The organism is Rothia sp. HMSC061E04 (assembly GCF_001813685.1).
In the GTDB taxonomy this organism is placed as follows: domain Bacteria; phylum Actinomycetota; class Actinomycetes; order Actinomycetales; family Micrococcaceae; genus Rothia; species Rothia mucilaginosa.
This window is the reverse complement of the sequence record NZ_KV813698.1, coordinates 95670-120518: the sequence shown is the minus strand read 5'-3', so window position 1 is coordinate 120518 and position 24849 is coordinate 95670. Positions and strand designations below refer to the sequence as shown.

The following is a 24849-nucleotide window of genomic DNA, read 5'->3' as shown; positions in this document are numbered from 1 at the left end:
AGTCTGATGCCCTTAGTGCTGGGTGGTGAGGGGCGTCAGGACGCTCTGAGGGGCCCAGCTTGCGGGGTCAATCTCCAGGAGCAGGCCGCTGTGATCGGAAATCGCCTCGGGGGAGTTATCCCGGAAGACAACCGCGTGGGATACCACGTCGACCAGGCGGTCAGCGAAGACAAAGTCGATGCGCTTGGCATCCGTGCTACCTTCCCAGCCGGCGATTTCGCGGTGGACGGTGTTCTCGCCGTCGGTGTGCTCCGCCAGGGATCGGGTATCCACCATGCCGCTGGAGGTGACCAGCGCGTAGCCTTCATTGCTCAGATGTGCTGCGGAGTTGAAGTCGCCGCCGAGCAGTACCGGTGCGGTGCGGGCGCACTCGGCAAGCTCCTGCGAGAGGTGTGCGTATTCCTGCGCGAAGAGGGGCTCGCCGTCGAAGTCCCACCAGGACATGTGGGTGGTGGCGCACCAGAAGGTGCCCGTCTCAGTTTCGATGAGCGTTGCCTGTGCTGCGCGGCGCTGCACCTGGAAGTAGGTGTAGTCGGGGGACATATTGATGGGCTTGATACCGCGAATCGGCAGGCGCGAGAGGACGGCCACGCACTCGTCGTAGCGCTCCCACCCGAGGTGGGTCTCGGTGAGGGTCCACTCGTAGCGGGCGCCGAGCGCCTCCAGCGCGCGCACGAGGAGCAGGGCGTAGTTGTCTTCACGGACCGGAATACCCGCGCCGCCGCGGAAGTGGAGGGGATGTTCCACCACGGGGGTGGAGGTCAGCTGGTTGACCTCCTGGAGGGCGATAACGTCCACCTGCTGTTCAATAATGAACTTGGCGAGGGCGCGGATCTTGGCAATCTGGTGGATTTCGCACCAGCTGTGCGTATTGAGGGTGAGGAAGCGCATGTATTAAGTCCGGGGTATGTGTGAGGTTGAAGAATGATATGCGCACCGCGTATTGAGGTGGTGAGTGTTTATGCACTCTGACCTCTATGGGCGCACTGTTTATGCTATCGATTCTGTGCGCTAGGTAATAGGGAAAAAGTCTCATCTGCAGCAAATATTTTTAACCAGTGCCGGGATATGTTTCAGGTTCTGAAAAACTCTTTCAAAACTCACAGTTTTGGTACCTGTGGGCAGGTATGACCTGGCATTATTGTTTCTGTCTAAAACACATTCGGCATTTAGCGCACGCAGGATATGTGGCACCCGTCTCATATACTTTCGTTTGAGGGTATAAAGATACGGCGTTGCCACCGCAGACCGGCAACGATCGCCGGCACCTGCGTCCGCTCACTCGACAACCCGAAAGGGCGTATAGCCTCATGATGGAAAAAGTACAGAGGTTCGGCTCTGCCATGCTGGCACCCGTTCTTCTCTTCGCATTCGCCGGCCTTGCGGTTGGTATCGCGATCATTGCACAGAACGGTGAACTGATTCCTCTCGCTGCTGACAAGGAAAGCGCGTGGAACCACTTCTGGTCTGTCTGGGAGTCCGGCGCATGGACCGTCTTCAACCAGATGGAACTGCTCTTCGTGATCGGTCTGCCCATTGCACTGGCAAAGACCGCTAACGCACGTGCAGTGATGGAAGCTGCAATGGTCTACCTGACCTTCAACTACTTCGTTGGCACCATGCTCAAGGTATGGGGCAAGGGCGGCACCGGTTTCTTCGACCTGGACTACACCACCGACATCTCTGAGAGCGCGGCAGGTACCGGTCTGAAGATGATCGCCGGTATCAAGACCATGGACACCGGTATCTTCGGTGCAATCATCATCTCCGCAATCGTGGTGTGGGCACACAACCGCTGGTTCGACAAGAAGCTGCCCGACTTCCTCGGCATCTTCCAGGGCTCCCAGTTCGTCTACGGCGCATGCTTCTTCCTGATGATGCCCGTGGCATTCCTGTTCTCCTGGCTGTGGCCCTACGCTCAGCACGGCATCTCCTCCCTGCAGGGCTTCTTCATCGCATCCGGCGCACTCGGCGTGTGGGTTTACACCTTCCTCGAGCGCTTCCTGATTCCGACCGGTCTGCACCACTTCATCTACTCCCCGTTCGTCTTCGGTAATGTTGTTACCCCGAACGGTATTGCTAAGGACTGGCCGACCCACCTGACCGAGTTCGCAAAGAGCGACAAGCCCCTGAAGGAACTGTTCCCCGGCGGCGGCTTCGCACTGCACGGTAACTCCAAGGTCTTTGCACCCATCGGTATCGCAGCGGCGTTCTACACCACTGCTCGTCCCGAGAAGCGCAAGGAAGTTCTCGCTCTGATGATCCCCGTCTGCCTCACCGCGATCCTGATTGGTATCACCGAGCCCCTCGAGTTCACCTTCCTGTTCCTTGCACCCCCGCTGTTCCTGGTCCACGCAATCCTGGCAGCATCCATGGCAGCAATCATGTACCAGCTGGGTCTGGTTGGTTACATGGGTGGCGGTCTGCTCGACTTCCTGTTCCAGAACTGGATCCCGCTGTGGGCAAACCACTCCGGCACCTACCTCATGCAGATCGGTGTGGGCCTGTGCTTCACCGTCCTGTACTTCCTGGTCTTCCGCTTCATGATTCTGAAGTTCGACTTCAAGACCCCCGGTCGTGAAGAAGACGGTGGCGAGACCAAGCTCTACAGCAAGGCAGAGTACAAGGCTGCTAAGGCTGCTGAGAAGGACGGCGGCGCGGCAGCTCCCGCAGCTGACGGCGACCTCTACGCACCCCGCGCAGCAGGCTTCCTCGAACTGCTCGGTGGCGCAGAGAACATCACCACCGTGAACAACTGTGCAACCCGCCTGCGTGTCTCCGTTGCTGATGAGTCCCTCGTCAGCACCTCGGATGCAGACTTCAAGAATGCAGGTGCTCTGGGCCTCGTCCGCAAGGGCAAGGCATTCCAGGTCATCGTCGGCATGGACGTTCCCCAGGTTCGCGAGCGTTTCGAGACCATGGTGAACGAAGCTAAGACCCTCTCCTAAGAGGATTCAGCTTTCAACCGCCTGACGGCATAACGCCTCATAAGGTATAGACTTCGCCGGCGGTATCGGATAACACCGATGCCGCCGGCGAAGCTGTATTCAGGCTCGCACCCAGGCTCAAATCTGCTGGCATACACACTCAAAGTGATAGATGACCGTCCTCACCCACCCTGGCCGATGACTCTAGAGCGTGTACTATTTATATATTGCTCACCATCGGATTCAGGAGCTTTGAGTGGATTTACAAGACGTCGTGAATGCGAACCAGCACCGATTCAGTGAAACTGAACGGGAAATTTTGGCATTCATGCTGGAAAACGAAGAGTTCGTTGCAGAGTCAACGATCAACTCTCTGGCACATAAAACCTATACTTCAACCAGCTCAATTATCCGTTTGACGAAGAAGCTGAACTTCTCCGGATTTGCTGAGTTGAAGTACTTCATTAAGTCCTCTCTGAACCGCAGCGAACCCTTCAACCCGCGGTTCATTGAGAGCGGCCGCGAAGACATTCAGCGCACCTACGACTACCTCGAGCACATGGAGCTGAGCGGACTGCTCAAGCGCATCCATGAGGCTCGCACTGTGTACTGCTTCGGTACCGGCTACGCTCAGCGCAATGCCGTTCAGGAATTTGCCAAGTCCATGCAGGTTTGCGGTAAGTTCTGCCACGTCATTCCGGCACGTAATGAGTTCGAAAGCGCCATGAACAATATGACCCAGGACGATGTGGTCATCATTGTGTCTTTCTCCGGTCAGACTGAGAACATGCGCGAACACATTAAGATGCTGGCGCTGCGCCGCATCCCCATGATTGCGGTGACCGCCATTGGTGTGAACTACATGTCTTCACACGCCGAGTACTCCCTGCACTACCAGACGACCCCCACCCAGATCAGCACCCAGCGCAAGCCCTACTACTCCTTCGTTGCGCTGTCGGTACTGCTGGACTACATCGTGCGCCGCTACATTGAATTCGTTGAGAATGAGCGCCGCGAGTCCCTGCAGGACCAGGTGGATGACGCCCTCAACAATGGGGGCGAAATCGACGCCTGACAAGGCATTACTGTGCCCACCTGCCCCTTCACTCACTCCTCCTGAATCCGACCGAATCCACCTGAGATCACCTGAAAGAGACACCCAGTGACCGCAATTTTCGCGCTCATCGAAAACACCGAGAAGATGCGTAAGTACCTGTTCTGGTACCTCATGATCATCCCCGCGCTGCTACTGCTGTGGATTGCTCTGGGCGCAGCGAACTCCCAGATGGACTTCCAAGCAGCCCTGAAGATTCCCTTCTTCACCGTGGCATTCCTGAACGCATGCCTCAGCCTGCTACTGGGCGGCACCCTCAAATTCGCGGGCGCAGAGAACGAACGCACCGAACGAGCCTACGCCCTGTACCTGACCATTCTGCTGGTCATCATCGGTAACCTGCCCGGCGCGATCCTGAGCTTCTTCCTCTTCCGCTCCCTGCGCTTCGGCAACCTGGAAGGCGAACTGGCACCCAAGTACCGTTGGGCGCTTCTGCCTGCCCTGGTCTTCTACGTATTGGTGACCGTAGTGCTACTCGCCGCGAACATCGCAATGTGGTCGAAGTAAGCACAGAGGAACAGGCAGTAAGCACGCGGGCACACTAAGCACGCATGCGCACGCTGACACCCGCCCCGTTTGAGGCACCCGGGCAGAGGACCCCGGAAGAACCACCATCTTCGGTGTGTACGCGCAAACGTACACCGCACTGACCCACAAGGACACTCACGACGTGAACCAGATTCCCGAGCCTACCGACGCGCAACACGCACCCGGCACTCCGGCTGATACTGCTCAGCCCGCCGCAGCCGCCGCGACCTCAGCAGAGGAAACCCACGAAGTAGCCGACGAAATCAACATCGCCGAGCTGCCCGCACACCTGAACCCCGCCCACGAGGACTTCGACCCCTCGGCGGGGCTTGAGCGTTGGGCAGAACAGATGGACGTCTACACCGGCCCGGACGCGATGCTCGACTTCAACCAGGTCGACTACGTGCACATCGACCTGTCCGAAGCAAACCCCTCCGGTCTGGCTCAGCTACTCGCCGGACGCAAGACCCGCCTCTCCACGATCCTGCGTGACAAGTCGCAGCTCGAGGCGGGTATGCGCTCTGCCCGCACCCTGCGCACCAAGATCTACGAACTCGCCACCGACCACGGCCTTGACTCCGGCTACTTCGTGGCGGGTACCGCCTCCTGGCTTTCGCACGACACCCGCGAGGACGCCGCCGCCTACGAGAAGCGTTTCATCGCGCCGATTCTTATGGCGCCGCTGAGCATCACCCCGCACCCGAAGGACGACGACTTCGAGCTACGCCTCGCCGGTTCCGCACGCCTGAACCCGGCGATGGTCCGCCAGATCAAGCAGGAGTACGGCATCGACCTAGGCACCATGGACGTGGCGCAGCTGGCGAACTCCATGTCCCGCCTGGACCCCGAGCCTGTTATCGAGCGTATGCGTGCATCCGCCGGTCGTATTCCGGGCATGACCATTGAGTCGAAATACTTCATCTCCACCTTTGCTGACCTGAAGGAAAGCCTGGGCGAGCTGCCGCACACCGCCATCACCCCGCTGGTTCGTGACCTGGCGGCACTGAAGGTTCCCGGCGTGAAGCCGCGCGAGCTCAACGCCCACAACCTGCAGCAGCCCCTGGATCAGCGCGACCCGGCGGAGGAAATGCTCCTGCTGGACGCTGACGCGAATGCCCAGGAGATTATCGACACCGCGGTCAGCGGTTTCTCCTTCACGATTACCGCGGCGCCCGGCACCGAGCCGCTGCGTACCGCTGTGAACATTGCTTCCGCCCTGATGGGTCGCGGTAAGTCCGTGCTCGTGGTGGGCGAGAAGCGCTCTACCCTGGCTGAATTCTCGGCGCTGCTCAAGCGCACCGGCATTGAGAGCCTGCGCTACGACCTGCTTGCCGAGCATGACGCTGAGGCTCAGCGCGCCGAGTTCATTCGCGCGATTGTGCGCAATGAGGGCGCGGAAGAGCCGAACTCTGAGGACCTGAACGAAGAGCTCGTGGTGACCCGTGCCGCGTTGCTCGACCACACTCGTGCCCTGCTGAACAAGGAAGCGAACTGGCAGATTTCTGTCTACTCGGCGCTGCAGCGTTTGGCTGAGCTGACCGCATCCGAGGACGGCCCGGCAACCCGCGTGCGTTTTGACCGCCCCATGCTCGATTCGCTCATGGAGCGTGAGCAGGTGCGCGCCGAGCTGGTGCGCCTGGGTGAGATTGACGGTTTTGCGGCGGCTTCGCGTACCTCCCCGTGGTACCGTGCCCGCCTGGTCAATGACGAGGAAGCCGCCGAGGCGTATGCCCTGGTCATTACCCTCAAGTCCTCCCTGCTGAACCTGCGCGAGGCGATGAACCGCACCAGCGCAATGCTGGGTCTGCGCCCGGGTCGTACCATCGCCGAGTGGGAGTCGCAGCTGGCGATTCTGATGCGCATCCGCGAGACGCTCAAGCGTTTCCGCGCGGACGTCTACGACCGCCCGGTGACCGACCTGATCGCGGCGACTGCCTCCGGTTCGTGGCGCCGTGAGAACGGTATCGAGATGAGCAGTATGCAGCGTTCCCGCCTGCGCCGCGCGGCGAAGGAATACATCCTGCCCGGCGTGAATATTGGTGACCTGCACGAGCAGCTGAAGGTGGTTCAGGCGGAGCGTGCCGAGTGGATTCGCCACATTGAGGCGCCCCGCACCCCGCAGATCCCGGAGAACCTGGATCAGCTGGCTGACGCCCTGAACTCCCTGGTTTCTGAGTTGGCGGGCCTGGGCATTGTCCTGGCTGACACCGTTGAGGGCACCGACTTTGTGCGCACCGACCTGGACGCACTGGATGCGCGTCTGGACGCCCTCATGGCGGACCGCGTGCTGTTGATGACCCTGCCTGAGCGTGACGCTCTGACCCAGAAGCTGCGTGAGCGCGGCCTGTCGGAGCTGCTCGATGACCTGTACGCACGTCAGGTTCCGACCGAGGTTGTTTCCGCTGAGCTGGAGCTCGCCTGGTGGCAGTCTGCCCTGGAATTCTTGCTGCAGCATCACGAGGGTAAGCTGCTGGACGGTGACCGTCTGCGCGATACGGAGTCCCGTTTCCGTCGCGCCGACTACGCCCACATGACCAGCGCCCCGGCGCGTCTGCTGGCGAAGATTGCGCGCGTGTGGACTGAACGTATTGAGTCTGAGCACGACCAGGCGGCGTACCTGAAGAGTCAGCTGCGCGGCTACGAGTTCGTGCTCGAGGAGCTACTGACTCACGCCCCGGTCATGGCGCGTACCCTGCTTCCGCTGTGGACTGCGAGCCCCTTCGCCCTGGCGCGTAAGGTTCCCGCCTCCATGCGTTTTGATACGGTGCTGCTGCTGGACTCCGAGTCGACCCCGCTGGCGGCGAACCTGCCAGCGATTACCCGTGCCGACCAGGTGATTGCCCTGGGTGACCCGCATTCGGGTTATCCCTCGCCGTTCATCGTGTCCGCGCCGACTTTCGGTGCACCCGAGCCGACCGACGAGCAGCTGGACAGCACCTTCGACGTGCTCGCTACCGTGCTGCCCAACCGCACCTTGGCGATGCTGCACCGCAGCATGGACCCGGTGATTCTGGACTACCTGAACCGTGAGTTCTACGGTTCGCAGCTGCATGCGGCTCCGGTGAGCCGCGCCTCCTCTCAGCCTGCCGGTTCGCTGACCGTTGAGTACATTGATACTCGCGGTAAGGTCAGCGATAACGCGAACCTGGACTCGCCCGGTGTTGAGGTGGAGCGCGTCACGAACCTGGTGCTTGAGCACGCGTACCGTACCCCGGATCGTTCGCTGGCGGTGGTGACGGCAAGCCCGAAGCACGCTCAGCGTGTGGCTGAGTCGGTGCGTCACGCCCTGAGCCTGTACCCGCAGCTGGCGCCGTTCTTCGCCGCCGGTGAGGAGTCTTTCCGCGTGGTCGATCTGACCCGCGCTGAGACCCTAGAGCGCGACACCGTGATTTTCTCTCTGGGTGTGGGCCGTGCCCGACTGGGCCAGGCGTCGTACGATTTGGGTCAGCTGTCTGCCGAGCATGGTCGCCAGGGCTTTGTGGTGGCGCTGACTCGTGCTCGCCGTGCCCTGCGCATCGTTTCGTGCATTGACCCGTCGGAGCTGGACTCGCAGAAGCTGCATCATGGTGCGGTGGACTTTTACCACCTGCTGCGTGAGCACGCGGAACGTCAGGCGCGTGAAGAGGCGGAGGCGAAGGCACAGCGCGTGCCGGAGACCCTGCCGCGTAACGCATTCTTGGCTGCCGACGATGCGGACACCCCGGATTTGGGCGACTGGCTGCTGAACGATTTGGTGGCGCGCCTGCAGGCTTGCGGTGTGCGTGTGAGCCGCGGTGAGGGCGATATCGCTCTGATTGCGCACGCCCCGGAGAAGCTGGCTGCTGAGCCGGTGCCCGCGCTGGGTGTGGCTCCCGTGGTGTCTTCGCAGCCGAGTGCTCCGGCGGCTATGCCGCTGGTGGCGTGCTCTGATGGCGAGCAGAATTACGCGCGTGCTTCGGTGCGTGAGCGTACCCGTCTGCTGCCGGAGCGTCTGAGCCGCACGGGCTGGAACTACATTACGCTGGGCACCCTGGAGGTGTTCGCCGATCCGGACGCTGTGGTGGCGCGCGTGTTGCACTACCTGGATATGGATGAGGGCGCTGAGGTTCGTGGCTAGTTATTCGTCGACGCCGAAGCCTCGCCGCGGTCACCGCCGTGTGAGCGGCGGCGGTTCGGTGAGTGGGGCTGAGCCTCTGCTGGTGGGTGTGACGACGCCTCCGGCTGCGGCTTCGGGTGCCTCGTCTGCTGCGGGGGCTTCCGCGAAGAAAGCTGATACTCAGAGCCAGAACTCCCAGAAGAACCAGAACTCCCAGAAGAACCAGAACTCCCAGAAGGCGGGTTCTCAGAGAGCGGCTACTTCCACGCAGCCGCTGGCCCCGGAGGAGCGTGAGCGTCTGGAATGGATGCGTCAGCAACGTCCCCCGCACTGGGGTAACAATATCGTGTAGCGCCTCCGAGCTGGGAGTGCTTCTTAAACGCCGAGGGGCGGGGCAACCTGTGTTGCCCCGCCCCTCTTCGACTGGTGTGGAACTTCCGTTTAGGAGTTGCCCTTGTCGGTGCTGTAGAAGCCGGAACCCTTGAAGGTCACGCCGACGGTGTTGTAGCGCTTGCGCAGGGTTTCTTCGCCGCACTGCGGGCAGACGCGCAGTGCCTCGTCGCTAAAGGACTGGCGCTGTTCAAAGACGTGGTTGCAATTCTTGCACTGGTAAACGTAGACCGGCATTTTGTCCTTCTGTATCCGTTTTCGCTGTGATGGTTTATTAACGTGGTTTGAGTGTACCGCTTTTGAAAGGTTGGGAGCTATTTGCGTTTTCTTCTCAAATAGCTATTTCTGTTTCTTTTCGCCTTTTTCGTGAGTGATTTTGTTGGTGTGTTCCTGCATATCTTTGCGTTTTGCATAAAGATCCGGGGTGTCAATCAAGAGCGAATCGGGCGTGGGTGAGCCGGGCGCTTTTAGCTCTGTTGGTGAGCGTGGAAAATGCCCCGTTCGGTGAGAATCACCGGCAGAATAGCGTCCCACTGGTCGTAGGGGATAGCTTCGTAAATTTCGTCAGCAAAGACCACGCCGATGCTCTGCTCCTTCAGCTGCTGTGCGCTGAGCAGGGGGATAATCCGGTCGTAGTAGCCGCCTCCTTGACCGAGGCGGTGCCCGCCAGTATCAAAGGCGAGAGCGGGGATGAGGCGCAGATCGGCGTTCACGAATGCCTGTGAGTCCCGTTCTTCGCCTTCGGGTTCGGGGATTCCCATGGGGTTGAGCGGATGTTCAACGGCTGGGTCCCAGTGCACCCAGGCGAGTTTGCGGCCGGGACGCACGACGGGCACGAGGATGCGGTGTCCCTGCTCATGGAGAGCGTTTAGCGCTTGAATAATGGGCGGCTCAGATTTGGTGGGCAGATATGCCGCAATGGTGCCGGGGGAGTGGGTCCGCTGCGCGACCGCCTCGAGAATGTGGTGGGCAAAAAGATCAGCCAGCTGCTGCTGACCGTGTTCGTCACGATGGCTGCGTGCGGTGAGGCGGCGCGGGCGGATTTGGGAGCGGAGAATGTCTTTGTCTAGGGAGATATCGTCTGCGCTGGCACCGGTGTCGGAGTTGCTGGTGGCGGGGGTGGTGTTGAGGTGCATGGTGTGTCCCATCGTCTTTGCGGGTGAGGTCTTATGTGGGGCGGGGGAGAGCGGTTCTATGGGCTAGATTGGCTGGTTTGGGTCATGATGCCTCCGCGCTGAGGGGCGTTTCGAGGCAGGGGGAAAACGTTCTTGTAGATGACAAAAAGCAACCTACTCTGTTGGGCTGTAGATTCTACTTTTTAGTATAGAGATTACAGAAAATAGCATTGGGTTCTGAAGAAGGTATTTTCTCTACAGCCCGAAGAATGTACCTTCACCGATATGTAGTTAGTCACGTTGAAGATTTTTTCATGTCATAGTGTCGATAAATCGCATTGAGTACTTTACAACTTAGGGTATTCTTGTGGCATGGCTACTGAAATTAAGTCTGTTACTAAGGCAGTTATTCCTGCTGCTGGTCTGGGCACCCGATTCCTGCCCGCAACGAAGGCAACCCCCAAGGAAATGCTCCCCGTCGTCGATCGCCCCGCGATTCAGTACGTGGTGGAGGAAGCAATTCGTGCCGGTCTGAACGACGTTCTGATGATTACCGGCCGTAACAAGCGCGCTCTCGAGGATCACTTCGACCGCGTTCCCGTTCTGGAGCAGCAGCTCGCTGAGCAGGGTAAGGACGCCCTGCTCGCATCCGTGGTAGCTACCAATGAGATGGGCGGCGACCTGCACTACGTACGTCAGGGCGACCCTAAGGGTCTGGGCCACGCTGTTCTGCGCGCAAAGCGCCACGTTGGTGATGAAGCGTTCGCTGTTCTGCTCGGCGATGACCTGATTGATGAGAAGGAAGACCTGCTCGCTCGCATGGTGGAGGTCCAGGAGCGCACCGGCGGTTCCGTCGTTGCTCTGATGGAGGTTCCCCGCGAGGCTATTTCCGCTTACGGTGCAGCTGCTATTGAGGCTGTTGAGGGCGAGGACGGTTTCGTTAAGATCACCGGTCTGGTTGAGAAGCCTGCTGCTGATGAGGCTCCCTCGAACTACGCTGTGATTGGCCGTTACGTTCTGAGCCCGAAGGTCTTCGAGGTTCTGGAGGACACCGCTCCGGGCCGCGGCGGCGAGATTCAGCTGACCGACGCTCTGCAGACCCTGGCTCAAGGTGAGGGCGAAGGCGAAAGTGTCTACGGCGTGGTCTTCTCCGGCCGCCGTTTCGACACCGGTGACAAGCTGTCCTACCTGAAGGCAAACGTTATTCTTGCTGCTGAGCGCCCCGAGTTCGGTGACGACCTGCGCGCATGGCTGAAGGACTTTGTTGCAGAGAACTGCTAATTACTCTGCACCCGCTCTCTGATGAGGGCAACCGATAAATACCAACCACGCTGAGGAAGGCGTTCTTTCCGGTGGGGCGTTAGCCCCGGGGAAAGGCGCCTTCCTCGTTTCGCACATATCATTTCGTGTACTGGGTACTGCTGTGAGGGCTCAGTGGTACTTCTGGAGTGAGGCTACTGGGCATCCTCGTGTGCATATTCCTTCCGGGGTATATGCACATATCCAGCCCGATTCTTGCCGCTTATGGAAAGCATCGGGAATATAAGGGTATGATTAAAGTCTAGGGATAAAGGGACGATAGAGGGCGACCTGATATGACGCTGTTGAACACCTCGGGTGTGTTGGTAATTCTGACCGTGATTTTGCTGCTGTGGTTTGTGCCCAGGAGCCTGCGTCGCGCGCCTGCTGGTTCCGCCATGGAGCCTGAGCGTCCCCTGATTAGCGCCGAGCGTACTGCAGAGGATATTCTCGCCTCCGCGGGTGTGCTACTGAATGAGTCGGAGGCGTACCAGTCCTCCGATCATGCGGTGGCGCCGGGCACCTCCCTGCCCTCTTCCGCTCTTCCGCAGGCTTCTTCCCGTTCCTCCCACACGGTGGAGGAATCCGCCCACCCTGCGCCCGATACGGCTTCTATTTCGCAGATTCGCGAATCTTCCCCGACTGCCCCGTACACGGACGAGATTCCGGTCGTGGAGGACGCAAAGCCCTCGCCTCTGTCCTACTTTGATACTTCGAGCCCGAGCGGTATTGCCCTGCTGGTTGCAGCTGGTCTGGGTGTTCTTGCCCTGGTTACCGGTCTTCTGGCGCTCTTTGATGTGCTGGCGTGGGGTTGGGCTGTTCTCTTCCTGATTCTTTCCGGTGGCACGTGGGCTGTCAGTCGTTTCGGTCTGCTGGAGTCTGCAAATGCTCAGATCAAGGCTCGTCGTGCTGCTTGTCTTGCTGCTGCCTCTGAGGAGGAGCCCGGCGAAGAGGGCTCCGAAGATTCTGATGGGGATGGAGAGCCTGCCGATAGTGCCGATGAGTCTGCGGAGGCGCCGGTTGAGGACCCGATTGAAGAGGAAACCCCTGCTCGCCCCGCCACCCGCAAGTCTGCCGGCAACGTTAACCGTGAGGTGGTACGCCCGAGCCGCGCACATGCTGCGGTAGAGGCATCTGAGGATGCCCCCGAGGTTGTTGCTCGTGAGGAGGCGCCCGCGCCTTCTCAGGCTACTCGTCCTGCTCGCCCGGCACCCGCGCGTTCTACCGCTACTGGTTCTACCGAGCGGACTGCGGTGCACCGTCAGGAGCGTCGCCAGCAGCGCCCGAGCCGTTTCCAGCCGATTCGCCGCGGTAGCGTGCTCTTCGATCAGGAGAGCGGCTCCGCTGCTTCCTCCGCGGCTGCGCCTCGTACCGCGGGGCAGCCCCGGGTTGCACAGCCTCAGGTTGCACAGGCTCCGGTTTCGCAGCCTCAGGCTGTTCAGCATCAGCCTGCACAGCCCCTTCAGCATGCTCAGGCGCAGCAGGCTCCCGCTCAGGCACCTGTGCAGCCGGTAGCAACTGCCGCACAGCAGCCGGCAATTCACCCGGATCAGCCGGTGGCTCGCCAGGCTCTGCGTGACGGTTCCCCCGTCCGTCAGGCACCTGCGGCACCTGCTACTCAGGCTCCCGCTCAGCCGATTCCTGAAGAGATTCCTCTGCCGGATGTCCTGGATGATTCCGAGTTCGATGCACTGGATATCGCCTCGCTGAACGACCCGGCTCTTTCGACCGGTGTTACTGCGACCGGCGGTGTTCGTTCGACGAACCGCCACCCCGGTGCTGGCTCCTCCTTTGAGGCGGTGAGCAACACCTGGAACCCGGTTCAGTTGCCCAAGCCGCTGAGTGCTCTGCACCGTCAGGATAAGAAGTAAGCTTTAGCTTTCACTATGTGCAAAACCCCCGACAGTTTACGCTGTCTGGGGTTTTGCTTTTCCTTGTGGTGCTGGGTGGTCTGGGGGTGCTGGCTGGTTAAAAGAAAAGGAACCCCATCCATGGGGCTCCTTTTCTAGCATCACACACAGGAAGAAAGTCTTCTAGACCGATTAGGAAGGCCTTCCCACAAGGCCTGCCCTATTCGGTAATAAAAATATATCCTAATTCCCGTACGGGTGACAAGCTGAAAATAGCGACAGCCTGTCAATAAACTAAGGTTGACCTAAGTAAAATCCGCGCCATTGCAGGCGACAAGGGGCAATAACCCCCGGCTGAAAAAATTTAAAAAAATTTTCTGACCCCTCCAAAAGTCGAATAAGAAGCCTCAAAAAACCTTCAATCAGGTCAATATCGCCCACCCATGAGAGAATAGCCGGGTGAAAGAATGGTTTGACGCACTCCCGATTGAGGTTGCCCTAGCTTTCATGTGGGTGGTCGGAATCGTCCGCACCAGCATCGTGTACGCTCTTGGTGCGCTCGCTGCTGAAGGCGGCGCCCGCCTCGACCGCATCCGCAAAGCCATGGACAGCCCGCTCTACCGTAAAGCGCGCCGCTTGATTAACCGGTGGGGCGTTATTGCTGTGCCCCTCTGCTTTCTCACCGTGGGTCTGCAAACCGCGGTCATCATCACGACCGGCTTCACGAAAATGCCTCTGCGCCGCTGGGTTCCCGCGATGCTGGTTGGAACCTTCATGTGGGCGTGTATTTACACCACCATCGGCTTCGCAATTCTTGCGGCCCTCGGCCTGGAGCCGTGGATGTTCCCGCTCGCCCTTGCCATTGTTATTACGGTGCTGGTCATTGTGACTCAGCTGCGCGAACGCCGCATTAACCGTGAAGCCGTTGAGAACACTGCGGATAACATCGCCGAGAACTAGTCCTACCTTCAGCGGGGGATAGGTGCACTATCTCGCCGGGTTGAGACCGCTCACCTGACCCCGCTCGCCAGGCCCCAATACCCCCGCCCAAGATGTGCTAGCGTGGAGGGATGAGTTCATCCGCATCCTCCACCGCAGGCACCCTCGAAGAGCAGCCCGTCAACGACCCTGCCCTCACCGCAATCGACCCCGAGCAGAGCGCCCCCGAAAACGCTACCGACGAGGTAGAAACCGAAGCACCCACCGAGACCCTCACCCGCGTGTACCTGCATCCCGAGCAGCTAGCGATGATCCAGACCCCGGAGGCTCTGCCCGTGCCCGTGCTACAGCGCTCCGTGCTACGTGTTAGCTACGTGCCGGCGATTATGCCCGGTAAGTGGTTCAACCGCTGGCATGAGCGTTTCGGTGACCGCGTGCAGCTGGCGGAGGTGCCCATGCGTGAGGCGCGCGGCCTGGACTCCCTGCATCAGGACCTGCGCCTGATTGACCCCGCCGCTGGGTCCGCAGAAGAGGGAACCGCAGCCTCCGAGGCGCCCGCCGAGGTTAGCGCTGAGGCTACCGAGCACGCCCCCATTGAGCGTAAGGACGTACCCGAGAACCCCTTCGCGCACATGAGCATTGTGCGCCCCGACCGCGAACCGGCAAGCACCGACGGCGAGAAGTACCACAGCATCCGCCTCTACGAGGAGCTGCCCGTGGTCATTTTGCCGGTGGACCATGTGCTCACCGTACTTGATGAGGTGCCCGTGGAGGAGCTTGCCGAAGAGTTCCTGCTGCAGCCCGCCTCCGATATTCCGGCCTATGAAGAAGTCTCCCGCGCATGGCGTGAGAGTGCCGGTCGCATCGTGCCCGAAGGTCTGACCGATAAGGAAACCATCGAGCTGGTTGCCGCCGGTGTGGGTCTGTACATTGTGCCGATGTCCATTGCGCGTTTCTATCACCGCAAGGACCTCACCTACCGCCCGGTTGCGGGCCTGGACGTCTACCCGGTGCACCTGGTTTGGCCGCGTGCCCCCAAGGGCGAGCCGCGCAGCGAAGAGCTCGAAGCGCTCCTGCAGGACTTCATCGGTATTGTGCGTGGCCGCACCGCAACCAGCGAGCGCGGTAGCGAAACCCGACAGGCACGCGCCGAACGTATCGCCGCCGAAAAGGCAAAGGAAAAAGCGAAGGCACGAGCCGCCAACGCCCGCCGCGAAGCACGCGATAAAAAGCGCGCCAATGCCAAGAAAAACGGCAACGCGCGCCAGCACGCTCGACAGTCCGCCAAAGCCGCCAGCGCACGCCGCGGCAAGAAACGCTAACGAACGATAGACGGTAAAATCAAACCATGGCATTAGCAATGGAAACCCGACCCGCAGCCTACGCAGTGATCATTGAGCAGGGCAAGCTGCTTATGACCCGCTGGGTGCCCGAAGACCGCGCGCTCAGCCCCCTCTGGTCCCTGCCCGGCGGCGGCATGGAACCCGGCGAACAGGCCGACGAAACCGCGCTGAGAGAAACCCTCGAAGAGACCGGTTACAGCGTCGCCATTGAAGACATTCTGGGCGTGCACGCCGGACACTTCCCTGTGCGTTCCACCCAGAAAGACCCGCAAGCGCTACCCTTCTGCGCCCTGCGGGTGGTTTTCCGTGCCCATATTGTCACCGGCGAACTGCGCCACGAAATCAACGGCTCCTCCGACACGGCACGCTGGGTACCCATCGCTGAGCTAGACACCATCCGCTACGGCACTCTCATCGACGAGGTCGCCTCCATGATGGGCTACTCCAACGCTGCCAGCTGGGCACGTGAATACCGCGAATTTCTTGCCGACGAAAACGCACGGAAGCTTCCCTAATGAACCGACTAACCCTCACCCGCCGTGCGGCGCTCACCTCCCTGGCGCTCATGCCGCTACTCGCCGCTTGCGGGAATAATGACGCAACCCCGCAGGTGGACCCTTCCGCATCCAGCTACGGTACTCTGCGCATCGGCTACGGTGCTCTGCGTGAGATGCGCGCCGTGGCGCATGTGTACGCGCGCGCCCTGCGACAGGTTGGCTACTCCGTTGAACTTGTTGACACCGACAACAGCCGCGCCGCCGCCCTGCGAGGGCTCATGGTTCCTTCGGCTAATTCCGCCACCCCTACCGCAACTCTGCCCGACGATGAGGAAACCCGCAGCACCACTGCCGCCGCCCCTGAATCCTTGGATCTGGTTATCGACTACAGCGGCGACCTGCTACTCTACCTGACTGACGACGGCAAAATCAGCCCCGCCGCCGCCCATAACGAACGCATCGCCGCCTCCGTGAGCGCCTCCGCTCAAGCGGCAGGCGTGACCCTGCCCCCGGCGGCTACCCCCACCGCGGAGGAGAGCACCGCCTCCGCGCATGCTACGGACGGTACCGCAAGCCCCTCGGCAAGCTCCACCCGCTCCGCTGACCCCATCAACCTGCGCGCTATGAGCACCACCGACATGACCAACGCCATCTCGCGCATCCTGCCCGAAGAGCTCATGCTCCTCAACGGCGCCCACGCCACCAACAAGGATGTACTGGTCACCCCTCGCGCCGTGAGTGCCCGCCACAAGCTCAACTCCCTCGCGAACCTGCGGGAGGTGCAGTCTTCTCTGGCGTTCTCTATTCCGACCGGGTACTCCAGCGGCACCTACGGCGTGGACTCTTTGCGTAGCCTCTACCGCTACCGTGTGCACGACCCGAAGATTCAGGACAATCCCGCCGAGCGAGTTAAAGCCCTGACCTCCGATACCGTGCAGGTGACCCTGCTGCACAGCAGCGACTCGGCGATTGAAGAGAACCGCCTGGTCACCCTGGAAGACCCGTCAACGGCACTTTTGCAGCAGCAACTGGTGCCCATTATCCGTCGTACCCTGCCAGATAGCGCCCGGACGGCAATTAACCGCGTATCATCTACATTAGACACGGGTAACCTCTCGTTCCTGTTGCGTCTGACTAGCGGTTCCAACCCCATCGCAGATGACGACGCAGCACAATTCATTTTGGATCACCCTAGAAAGTAAATCATCATGACGAAGTACCGTCAGTCCTCAAAGTTGAGCAACGTCCTGTACGACATCCGCGGCCCCATTCTGGATGAGGCCAATCGCATGGAAGCGATGGGCCACCGCATCCTCAAGCTGAACATTGGTAACCCCGCGCCCTTCGGCTTTGAAGCGCCCGACGCGATCATGATGGATATCATTCGTCACCTGCCCGAAACTCAGGGTTACTCTGACTCACGCGGCCTCTACTCGGCACGTACCGCCATTGTGCAGCACTACCAGAACCGCGGCATCATGAACCTCGACACCGACGCTGTCTACCTCGGCAACGGCGTGTCTGAGCTGATTCCGATGACCCTGCAGGCACTGTGCGAGACCGGCGACGAAATCCTCGTCCCCATGCCCGACTATCCGCTGTGGACCGCATCCACCGCGCTGGTGGGCGGCAAGCCCGTGCACTACCTCTGCGATGAGGAAAACAACTGGTACCCGGACATCGAAGACATTAAGTCGAAGATTACCGAGCGCACCAAGGGCATCGTGGTTATTAACCCGAACAACCCCACCGGCGCCGTCTACCCGCGTTCCGTGCTTAAGCAGATTGTGGATGTGGCACGCCAACACGGTCTGGTCGTGTTCTCTGATGAGATTTACGAAAAGATTACCTACGACGGTGCTGAAGCCATCAACATGGCGACCCTCACCGGCGACGACGTGCTCTGCCTGACCTTCTCCGGCCTGTCCAAGGCGTATCGCGTCTGCGGTTACCGTGCAGGCTGGGTTGCAATCACCGGCCCGAAGAAGGACGCCGCAAGCTACCTTGAGGGTATTCACCTGCTTGCCTCCATGCGCCTGTGCTCCAACGTCCCGGCACAGCACGCAATCCAGACCGCGCTCGGCGGCTACCAGTCCATTAACGAGCTTATCGTTCCCGGCGGCCGCCTGTACGAGCAGCGCACCCTGGCACACAAGATGCTCAACGAGATTGACGGCATCAGCTGCACCAACGCGGAAGGCGCGCTATACCTGTTCCCGAAGATTGATGTTGAGCGCTTCGACATTACCGACGACGAGCAGTTTGCCCTGGACCTGCTCAAGAGCCAGAAGATCCTCTTCAGCCACGGCCGCGCGTTCAACTGGAAGGACCCGGACCACTTCCGCCTGGTGTTCCTGCCCGATACGCAGACCCTCACCAGCGCCCTGGAGCGTCTGGGTAACTTCATGGCTGACTACAAGCAGAAGCACTAGCCTTCCCGCCTCTGTTACATATAGACAGAAATAGCCTGCCCCGCAGTTCTGATGAGCTGCGGGGCAGGCTATTTTTATTTGACGGCTGGCGGATGTGCCAGAACGGGTGGCTGGAAACGGCTTTAGTTTGCCGGGCTCTCCTGACCGCCCTGCTGTGCGCCGCGTGCCGCGTTCAGGCGCTCCTGCGCGCCCTGCAGCCACGCCTCGCAGCGGGCGGCAAGCGCCTCGCCACGCTCCCACAGGGCGATGGAGGTCTCCAGGTCACTGGCGCCGGACTCCAGCTGGCGCACGACCTGCTCCAGCTCGGCACGCGCCTGCTCGTAGCCGAGGGTTTCGACGGGTGCGCCGAGTTCGGCGCTGTTGAAGCTAATGTTCTCGCTCATTGAGGAACCTTTCAAAGGTAAAAACTAGGGATAAAACGTAGGGGTATCGAGGTTTAGGAGATGTTTGAGGGATCCGTGGAGGTTACGGTTGCCTGCGCCGAACCGGTCGCCGCACGCACCGTAATCTGCTCGCCCTCGCTCAGCGCCGAAGCGTCACGCACAATAGCGCCCGCGGCATCCTGAACGATGGAGTAGCCGCGGTTGAGCGTCTGTGCAGGCGAGAGCGAACGCACCCGCGCCAACGTATGCGACAGAGTCGCCGACTCACGCTCCAGACGGTGCTGTACCGAACGGTGAGCGCGCTCGCGCAACTGGCTCAGCTCCTCCACACGCATGAGCAGGGAGGACTCCGGGTGGGTGAGCACCGGGCGGCTACGCAGCTGCGCAATGTAGTTCATCTGCATGCCCACGTAGCCGAGTACCGCACGGTCCAGGCGGGCGCGGGCCTCGGTGATGCGGGCGGTTTCCTCCGAAATATCGGGCACAATGCGCTTACCCGCATCGGTGGGGGTGGAGGCGCGCAGGTCGGCGACCGCATCGAGGATGGGGGAGTCCGCCTCGTGACCGATTGCCGAGACCACCGGGGTGGTGGCTGCCGCGACGGCGCGGATGAGCGCCTCCTCGGAGAAAGGCAGCAGGTCTTCGAAGGAGCCGCCGCCTCGGGCGATGACGATGACTTCCACCTCCGGGTGGGCGTCCAGCTCGGCGAGAGCCGCAATGACCTCAGCTGCCGCGCCCTCACCCTGAACGCGGGTATTGCGCACCTCGAAGACCACGCCGGGCCAGCGCAGGGAGGCGTTGCGGATGACGTCCTTCTCCGCGTCAGAATCGCGACCGGTAATCAGACCCACACGGTTCGGCAGCATGGGTAGCGGCTTCTTCCGCGCGTCAGAGAACAGCCCCTCAGCGGCGAGAGCTTCACGCAGATGCTGCAGCTGCTCGTGCAGGTTGCCGGTGCCGACCGCGTACACTTCCTTGCCGATGAGGGAGAGCTTGCCGTTCTTCCACAGGCTCGGCTTGGCGCGGGTGACGATGCGAGCGCCTACGGTCACATCAGCCGCTAGGCCGCTACCGGCACGCCCGAAGAGCGCGAGGGTGAAGGAGAAGTCTTCGTTGAGGTCTTTGAGCTCCATGAAGACGTTGCCGCCGCGGCCGTTGAGGGAGGCGACCTGCGCCTCCACCCAGAGCTCGGGAACCTTGTCTACGTAGTTTTTGAGGTTCTGCGCGAGCAGGGCGAGGGGCCAGGGGTTGGTGGCGGTGGTTTCCTGAGACTTCCCGGGAAGCTGCCGCTCGTGCACGGGTGGCACCACCAGTGCGGGTGCCGGTTGCGCTGCGGAGGGGTTGTAGAAGTTCATACTTTCTATTGTCCCTGATTGGTCGGTTATGCGCCTGCGCACAGGTCAGCCTGGCGACTCGGGTAGTTTGCACGGAGTGCAGGCAGAACTTAGCTTCTGGCGCATTCTGCGGGTCTGAATCGGCTTTGAACACCGTGAACGGGTACCCTAGGCTCATGCGCTCACCCGATCAGTCAGCACACCAGAACAACGCCCTCAACACCGCCGCGGCTTCGTCAGCGGCGGGTACTGGCGAGCAAAACTATCCGGCGGACGCGACCCGAGTCGTCGACACCCGGATTACCCGCACGGACGGCTACTATACGGCGGATGAAGACACCACCCTGCTACAGCCCACGCGCACGCTCGGCCACGCCGCAGCCCCCACCAAGGCTGAACTGCAGGCTGCCCCCGAGCCTCCCTTCGCGGCAGGTTTGCGGAGGTTCCTGACCGTTGTGCTGTGCGCCCTGGCCCTGGTGACCGGTCTGGGTGCAACCACGGGTGCCTGGGTGAACTCTAAGCTCATGTCAGAGCGCGGTTTCTCGCAGATTTCCTCCACACTGGCGGAGGATTCGCAGCTCGCCTCACGCATCGCGGACGGTGCGGTCGAAGACCTCATGAACTCCGAAGCTATGACAACCTTCCTCGACGGCACCAAACAAAGCGGCTTATACTCCATTCTTGTAAAGCCGACACAAGACGGCATACGTTCCCTGCTCAACCGTTCCGCGGCTGAGCTGTCAAAAACTGAAGAATATCGAAGCCTCTGGAAGGAAATAGCCGAGGAGACTCGCCGCTACAACCTCGAACACCAGGACGGCCCCGCCGTCATTGTGCTCACCCCCTTCTACCGTGCGTTGGATGCGAAGGTCGGCTCTATCGGCTCCTTCGACCCGGACCTGACGAAGCTCGGCCCTGAAACCCTCAACATTGACCGGTTGAAGGACGGCAACAACCAGCAGGAGCAGCAGGAGTGGTACCTGCATGCCGGCATTAACCGTGCCGCCGCGCTGGGCAAATCCACCGTGCCGCTGACCATCATCTCGGTGCTGAGCCTGCTGCTGGCTACGTTGCTGACACCCAGGCACCGCATCCTGGTGCCGGTGGTCACTGCTCTGCTCTACGCCCTACTGAGCTGGGGCGCCGCAGCCTGGTTTGGCGGCCAGAGCCCTGAAACCCTGGGAATTACCAGCCACAGCACCGCCGGAACGGCACTGATTACCGGGGCATGGAACCAGCTTGCACCGTCACTGACCGGGCACTTGCAGGCGGCGGCAAGCTACGGGCTGGTCCTGGCAATCCTCGCCCTGCTGCTCGGTATTCTGATTCGCCTCATTGCACTGGGACGTAGCCCTGCGAGCGGTGCCACAGTCATCACACACTAAAAGTCCGAACAACGTAGGATAGTAACCATGTCCACTGAAACTATTGCCCTGGGCCTGCCGCCCGTACCCCGCGAGCGCCGCAGCCGCGCCGACGTTGAAGCCGCCGCACCCGTCAACGGTGAGAAGAAAGTCCTGCTCGCCACCCCGCGCGGTTACTGCGCAGGTGTTGACCGTGCCGTGATTGCTGTTGAGAAGGCACTGGAGCACTACGGCGCGCCCGTCTACGTGCGCAAGCAGATTGTTCACAACCGCCACGTGGTGGATACCCTGGAGAAGCAGGGCGCTATCTTCGTTGATGAAGTGGACGAAGTTCCCGAAGGTTCCGTGACCGTGTTCTCGGCGCACGGCGTGTCCCCGGCGGTGGTTTCCGCAGCCGGCGACCGCTCCCTGAACACCATTGACGCGACCTGCCCGCTGGTGAACAAAGTGCACCGCGAGGCTGTGCGCTTCGCCAAGCAGGACTACGACATCCTGCTCATCGGCCACACCGGCCACGAAGAGGTCGAAGGTACCGCCGGTGAGGCGCCCGAGCACATCCAGATCGTGAACTCGCCCGACGAGGTGGATCAGGTGACCGTCCGCAACCCGGAGAAGGTCGTCTGGATTTCTCAGACCACCCTGTCCGTGGATGAGACCCTGGAAACCGTGGCGCGTCTGCGTGAGCGTTTCCCGTCCCTGCAGGATCCGCCCTCGGACGACATCTGCTACGCAACCTCCAACCGCCAGGGCGCTATCAAGGAGATCGCTCCGCGCGCAGACCTGGTGATTGTGGTGGGTTCGGCGAACTCCTCGAACTCCGTGCGCCTGAAGGAAGTAGCACTCGAATACGGCGCTAAGCGTGCCGAGCGTGTGGACTTCGCACACCAGGTGGACGAATCCTGGTTCGAAGGTGTAGCAACCGTGGGCCTGACCTCCGGCGCGTCCGTGCCCGAGGTTCTGGTTCAGGAGGTGCTGGCACTGCTCGCCGAGTACGGCTACAACACCATCGAAGAGGTGGAGACCGCGAAGGAAGACATTCTCTTCTCCCTGCCGAAGGAGCTGCGTTCCGCCCTGAAGAATGACGAGAACGTGGGCCGCCAGCTCGGTGGCCGCGGCGCTAAGCCCACTCGCTAAGACTTTTAGCTTATGACCCCGTGTCCTCTTCCCCGTGTGGGGAGAAGACACGGGGTTTTTCGTCTGATGTGCGGGATGCGCGGTAGGGACGCTTGCGCAGCTTCGCGCTCACGCTACGCGGGGGAGTGCCCCCTCTTCAGCGCCTGGGGGCGCTTCGAGGATGGAGCCCCCGCTTCGCGTAACGGGCCGCGACGCTCGCATATCCTCAACTCATGACATTTGTCATGGGCAGCTCATGACACTCTGTACCGCACCGGTGCGAAAACCGGCGGTGTAATAGAAACATGAACACCGCAGCACTTCAGAATAGCAAGCAAAACACCGCAGAAACCGTTATTTCCGCCCGCTCCCTCCGCCAGGTTTTCTCCACCCGCGCGGCAGGCACCGTGGTCGCCGTCAACTCGATTGACCTGACCGTCAAGCGCGGCGAAATCATCGCACTGCTCGGCCCCAACGGCGCCGGCAAGACCACCCTCATCGACATGATTCTTGGTCTGACCCAGCCCAGCGGCGGCGAGTTGAGCGTCTTCGGTCGCAACGCCTCCGAGGCGGCACGCGCCGGTCTACTCGGCGCGGTGCAGCAGACCGGTGGCCTGCTCAAGGACCTGACGATCCGCGCCACGGTCGAGATGATTGCCGCCCTGTACCCCAAGCCCATTGACGTGGATGAGGTACTCGCCGGCGCCGACCTGACCGATATCGCTAAGTGTAAGGTCGGCAAGTGCTCGGGAGGTCAGCAGCAGCGTCTGCGTTACGCCCTGGCGACCATGCACTCGCCGGAGTTGCTGATCCTGGACGAGCCGACCGCCGGCATGGACGTGAACGCGCGCCGCACCTTCTGGGAGCGCATGGAAGCCATCGCCGAACGAGGAACGACCATTCTTTTTGCGACGCACTATCTGGAAGAAGCACAGAACTTCGCCCAGCGCATCGTGCTCATGGAATCCGGCTCCATCATCGCTGACGGCTCCTCCGACGAGATTCGTGCCCTGACCGGCCACCGCCACCTCAGCTTCCTCGCACCCGCACCCATCACCGACCTGGACGTGCCGGTTGAGGTCACCGAAGAGTCCGGCGGGTACCGCCACCGCATCTCCGTGGTGGAGATTGAACAGGTACTGCGCACTCTGCTGAACAACTACAGTATCACTGACCTGGAGGTCACCAAGCCCTCCCTGGACGAGTCCTTCACCCTGCTGACCGAGCAGGCCGCCGCCTCCAAGGCATCCGAAGCCTAAATACCGTACCGCCCCAACACCGCACCGCCGCTACACACCTCAAGGAAAACATCATGCTCCGCTACGCACTCTACGACATCCGCGCTTCTATCCTCTCGACCGACCGTTTCTTCTTCGGCGTGGCACTGCCCATCGTCTTCTTCCTGCTCTTCGGCGCGATGCAGGACTACTCCTCCCAGCCGATGGGTGACGGTAACGTAGCTGCGTACGTCATGATTGGCATGGCGCTGTACGGTGCTGTGCAGAACACCGTGGCGATTAGCGGCAGCACCGTCACCGAGCTCTCCAGCGGCTGGAACCGCCAGCTGGCGCTGACCCCGCTGACCACCGGCAAGTACCTGGGCGCGAAGGCGCTGACCGCCCTGGTGATTTCTGCGCTGCCGGTGATTGCGGTGAACATTGTGGGCATGTTCACCGGTGTTGAGATCCCCGTGAACCAGCAGCTTGCCGCTGGCGCGCTGACGGTGCTGTGCGGTCTGGTGTTCGCCTTCTACGGCATCATGATGGGTCTGCTGATTCGTAACGAGAACGCCGTGTCCATTGCAAACGGTCTGCTGGTGATTATGAGTTTCTTCGGTACCGTGTTCTCCCCGCTGAGCACCGACCTGCTGAACTACGCACGCTTCACCCCGCTGTACGGTGCCGCTGAGATTGCCCGCTACCCCTTCAGCGCAGGTCAGACCATTATTTCGGGCGGTGAGGACTGGTTCGTCACCGAGCCGCTCTGGTACGCCGTGGTGAGCCTGGTCGTCTGGGCGGCTATCTTCCTGAGTGTTTCTGCCCTGCTGAGGCGCCGCGCAACCCGCCGCTAAATGATTCTTCCCGCCGCAGTCTCAAGGGTTCCGTAGTATCAGGAGCTCCCGAGGCTGCGGCGGAAGCCGTATCCA

The 24849-nt window shown here is 61.0% G+C and carries 21 protein-coding genes; 16 read left to right on the top strand and 5 right to left on the bottom strand.

Annotated features, from left to right (window positions below):
• Positions 1-12 precede the first annotated feature (12 nt).
• Positions 13-891 carry an endonuclease/exonuclease/phosphatase family protein gene (locus HMPREF2927_RS03385; protein ID WP_070685546.1) on the bottom strand — a complete coding sequence of 293 codons (879 nt, stop codon included), beginning with the start codon at positions 889-891 and terminating at the stop codon, positions 13-15.
• Positions 892-1310: 419 nt separating this feature from the next.
• Between HMPREF2927_RS03385 and HMPREF2927_RS03380 the strand changes: the two genes are divergently transcribed.
• The 5 genes from HMPREF2927_RS03380 to HMPREF2927_RS03360 all read left to right on the top strand — a co-directional run bounded on the left by HMPREF2927_RS03380 (position 1311) and on the right by HMPREF2927_RS03360 (position 8996).
• Complete coding sequence (locus HMPREF2927_RS03380) at positions 1311-2948, top strand: alpha-glucoside-specific PTS transporter subunit IIBC (protein ID WP_070685543.1); 1638 nt, start codon at positions 1311-1313, stop codon at positions 2946-2948.
• 235 nt (positions 2949-3183) lie between these two features.
• Positions 3184-4002 carry a MurR/RpiR family transcriptional regulator gene (locus HMPREF2927_RS03375; RefSeq protein ID WP_070685540.1) on the top strand — a complete coding sequence of 273 codons (819 nt, stop codon included), beginning with the start codon at positions 3184-3186 and terminating at the stop codon, positions 4000-4002.
• Positions 4003-4089: 87 nt separating this feature from the next.
• Positions 4090-4548 (top strand): hypothetical protein, encoded by a 459-nt coding sequence (locus HMPREF2927_RS03370; RefSeq protein ID WP_005508442.1) that lies wholly within the window; start codon positions 4090-4092, stop codon positions 4546-4548.
• 115 nt (positions 4549-4663) lie between these two features.
• Complete coding sequence (locus HMPREF2927_RS03365) at positions 4664-8665, top strand: DEAD/DEAH box helicase (RefSeq protein ID WP_070685537.1); 4002 nt, start codon at positions 4664-4666, stop codon at positions 8663-8665.
• Entirely contained in the window at positions 8658-8996 is a 339-nt protein-coding gene (locus tag HMPREF2927_RS03360; RefSeq protein WP_246827348.1) for a hypothetical protein, read from the top strand. The genes HMPREF2927_RS03365 and HMPREF2927_RS03360 overlap by 8 nt, the downstream gene beginning before the upstream one ends.
• A gap of 89 nt (positions 8997-9085) precedes the next feature.
• On the opposite strand, the gene HMPREF2927_RS03355 is transcribed toward HMPREF2927_RS03360, so the two are convergent.
• Positions 9086-9271 carry an FmdB family zinc ribbon protein gene (locus HMPREF2927_RS03355; protein ID WP_070685532.1) on the bottom strand — a complete coding sequence of 62 codons (186 nt, stop codon included), beginning with the start codon at positions 9269-9271 and terminating at the stop codon, positions 9086-9088.
• Positions 9272-9501: 230 nt separating this feature from the next.
• Positions 9502-10182 carry a 5-formyltetrahydrofolate cyclo-ligase gene (locus HMPREF2927_RS03350; RefSeq protein ID WP_070685529.1) on the bottom strand — a complete coding sequence of 227 codons (681 nt, stop codon included), beginning with the start codon at positions 10180-10182 and terminating at the stop codon, positions 9502-9504.
• Positions 10183-10521: 339 nt separating this feature from the next.
• On the opposite strand from HMPREF2927_RS03350, the gene galU reads away from it, so the two are divergent.
• The 7 genes from galU to HMPREF2927_RS03315 all read left to right on the top strand — a co-directional run bounded on the left by galU (position 10522) and on the right by HMPREF2927_RS03315 (position 18509).
• Positions 10522-11430 (top strand): UTP--glucose-1-phosphate uridylyltransferase GalU, encoded by a 909-nt coding sequence (galU, locus tag HMPREF2927_RS03345; protein ID WP_070685526.1) that lies wholly within the window; start codon positions 10522-10524, stop codon positions 11428-11430.
• A 314-nt stretch (positions 11431-11744) separates the two neighbouring features.
• Complete coding sequence (locus tag HMPREF2927_RS03340) at positions 11745-13319, top strand: hypothetical protein (protein ID WP_070685523.1); 1575 nt, start codon at positions 11745-11747, stop codon at positions 13317-13319.
• A 438-nt stretch (positions 13320-13757) separates the two neighbouring features.
• Positions 13758-14258 (top strand): DedA family protein, encoded by a 501-nt coding sequence (locus tag HMPREF2927_RS03335; RefSeq protein ID WP_070685520.1) that lies wholly within the window; start codon positions 13758-13760, stop codon positions 14256-14258.
• Positions 14259-14368: 110 nt separating this feature from the next.
• Positions 14369-15559, top strand: a complete 1191-nt coding sequence (locus HMPREF2927_RS03330; protein ID WP_070685517.1) for a LysR substrate-binding domain-containing protein — start codon at positions 14369-14371, stop codon at positions 15557-15559.
• 38 nt (positions 15560-15597) lie between these two features.
• Entirely contained in the window at positions 15598-16095 is a 498-nt protein-coding gene (locus tag HMPREF2927_RS03325; RefSeq protein WP_005505097.1) for an NUDIX domain-containing protein, read from the top strand.
• The gene (locus HMPREF2927_RS03320; RefSeq protein ID WP_070685514.1) at positions 16095-17279 is read left to right on the top strand and encodes a glycine betaine ABC transporter substrate-binding protein; all 1185 of its coding nucleotides are present in this window, start codon (positions 16095-16097) and stop codon (positions 17277-17279) included. The genes HMPREF2927_RS03325 and HMPREF2927_RS03320 overlap by 1 nt, the downstream gene beginning before the upstream one ends.
• Before the next feature lie 6 nt (positions 17280-17285).
• Positions 17286-18509 carry a pyridoxal phosphate-dependent aminotransferase gene (locus HMPREF2927_RS03315; RefSeq protein WP_070685511.1) on the top strand — a complete coding sequence of 408 codons (1224 nt, stop codon included), beginning with the start codon at positions 17286-17288 and terminating at the stop codon, positions 18507-18509.
• 122 nt (positions 18510-18631) lie between these two features.
• On the opposite strand, the gene HMPREF2927_RS03310 is transcribed toward HMPREF2927_RS03315, so the two are convergent.
• Positions 18632-18892: an exodeoxyribonuclease VII small subunit gene (locus tag HMPREF2927_RS03310; protein WP_049341827.1), complete on the bottom strand. Its 261-nt coding sequence runs from the start codon at positions 18890-18892 to the stop codon at positions 18632-18634.
• A 53-nt stretch (positions 18893-18945) separates the two neighbouring features.
• Positions 18946-20247, bottom strand: a complete 1302-nt coding sequence (gene xseA / locus HMPREF2927_RS03305) for an exodeoxyribonuclease VII large subunit (protein ID WP_070685503.1) — start codon at positions 20245-20247, stop codon at positions 18946-18948.
• A gap of 155 nt (positions 20248-20402) precedes the next feature.
• Here xseA and HMPREF2927_RS03300 point away from each other — a divergent pair, with 155 nt between their 5' ends.
• From HMPREF2927_RS03300 to HMPREF2927_RS03285, 4 genes are all read left to right on the top strand, one after another.
• Positions 20403-21611, top strand: coding sequence for a dehydrogenase (locus tag HMPREF2927_RS03300; protein ID WP_070685500.1), 1209 nt, complete (start codon positions 20403-20405; stop codon positions 21609-21611).
• A gap of 27 nt (positions 21612-21638) precedes the next feature.
• A complete protein-coding gene (locus tag HMPREF2927_RS03295; RefSeq protein WP_070685497.1) occupies positions 21639-22724 on the top strand; it encodes a 4-hydroxy-3-methylbut-2-enyl diphosphate reductase in 1086 nt (361 codons plus the stop codon).
• Positions 22725-23008: 284 nt separating this feature from the next.
• Entirely contained in the window at positions 23009-23962 is a 954-nt protein-coding gene (locus HMPREF2927_RS03290; protein ID WP_070685494.1) for an ABC transporter ATP-binding protein, read from the top strand.
• A gap of 53 nt (positions 23963-24015) precedes the next feature.
• The gene (locus HMPREF2927_RS03285; RefSeq protein ID WP_070685491.1) at positions 24016-24774 is read left to right on the top strand and encodes an ABC transporter permease; all 759 of its coding nucleotides are present in this window, start codon (positions 24016-24018) and stop codon (positions 24772-24774) included.
• The last annotated feature ends 75 nt before the right edge of the window (positions 24775-24849 follow it).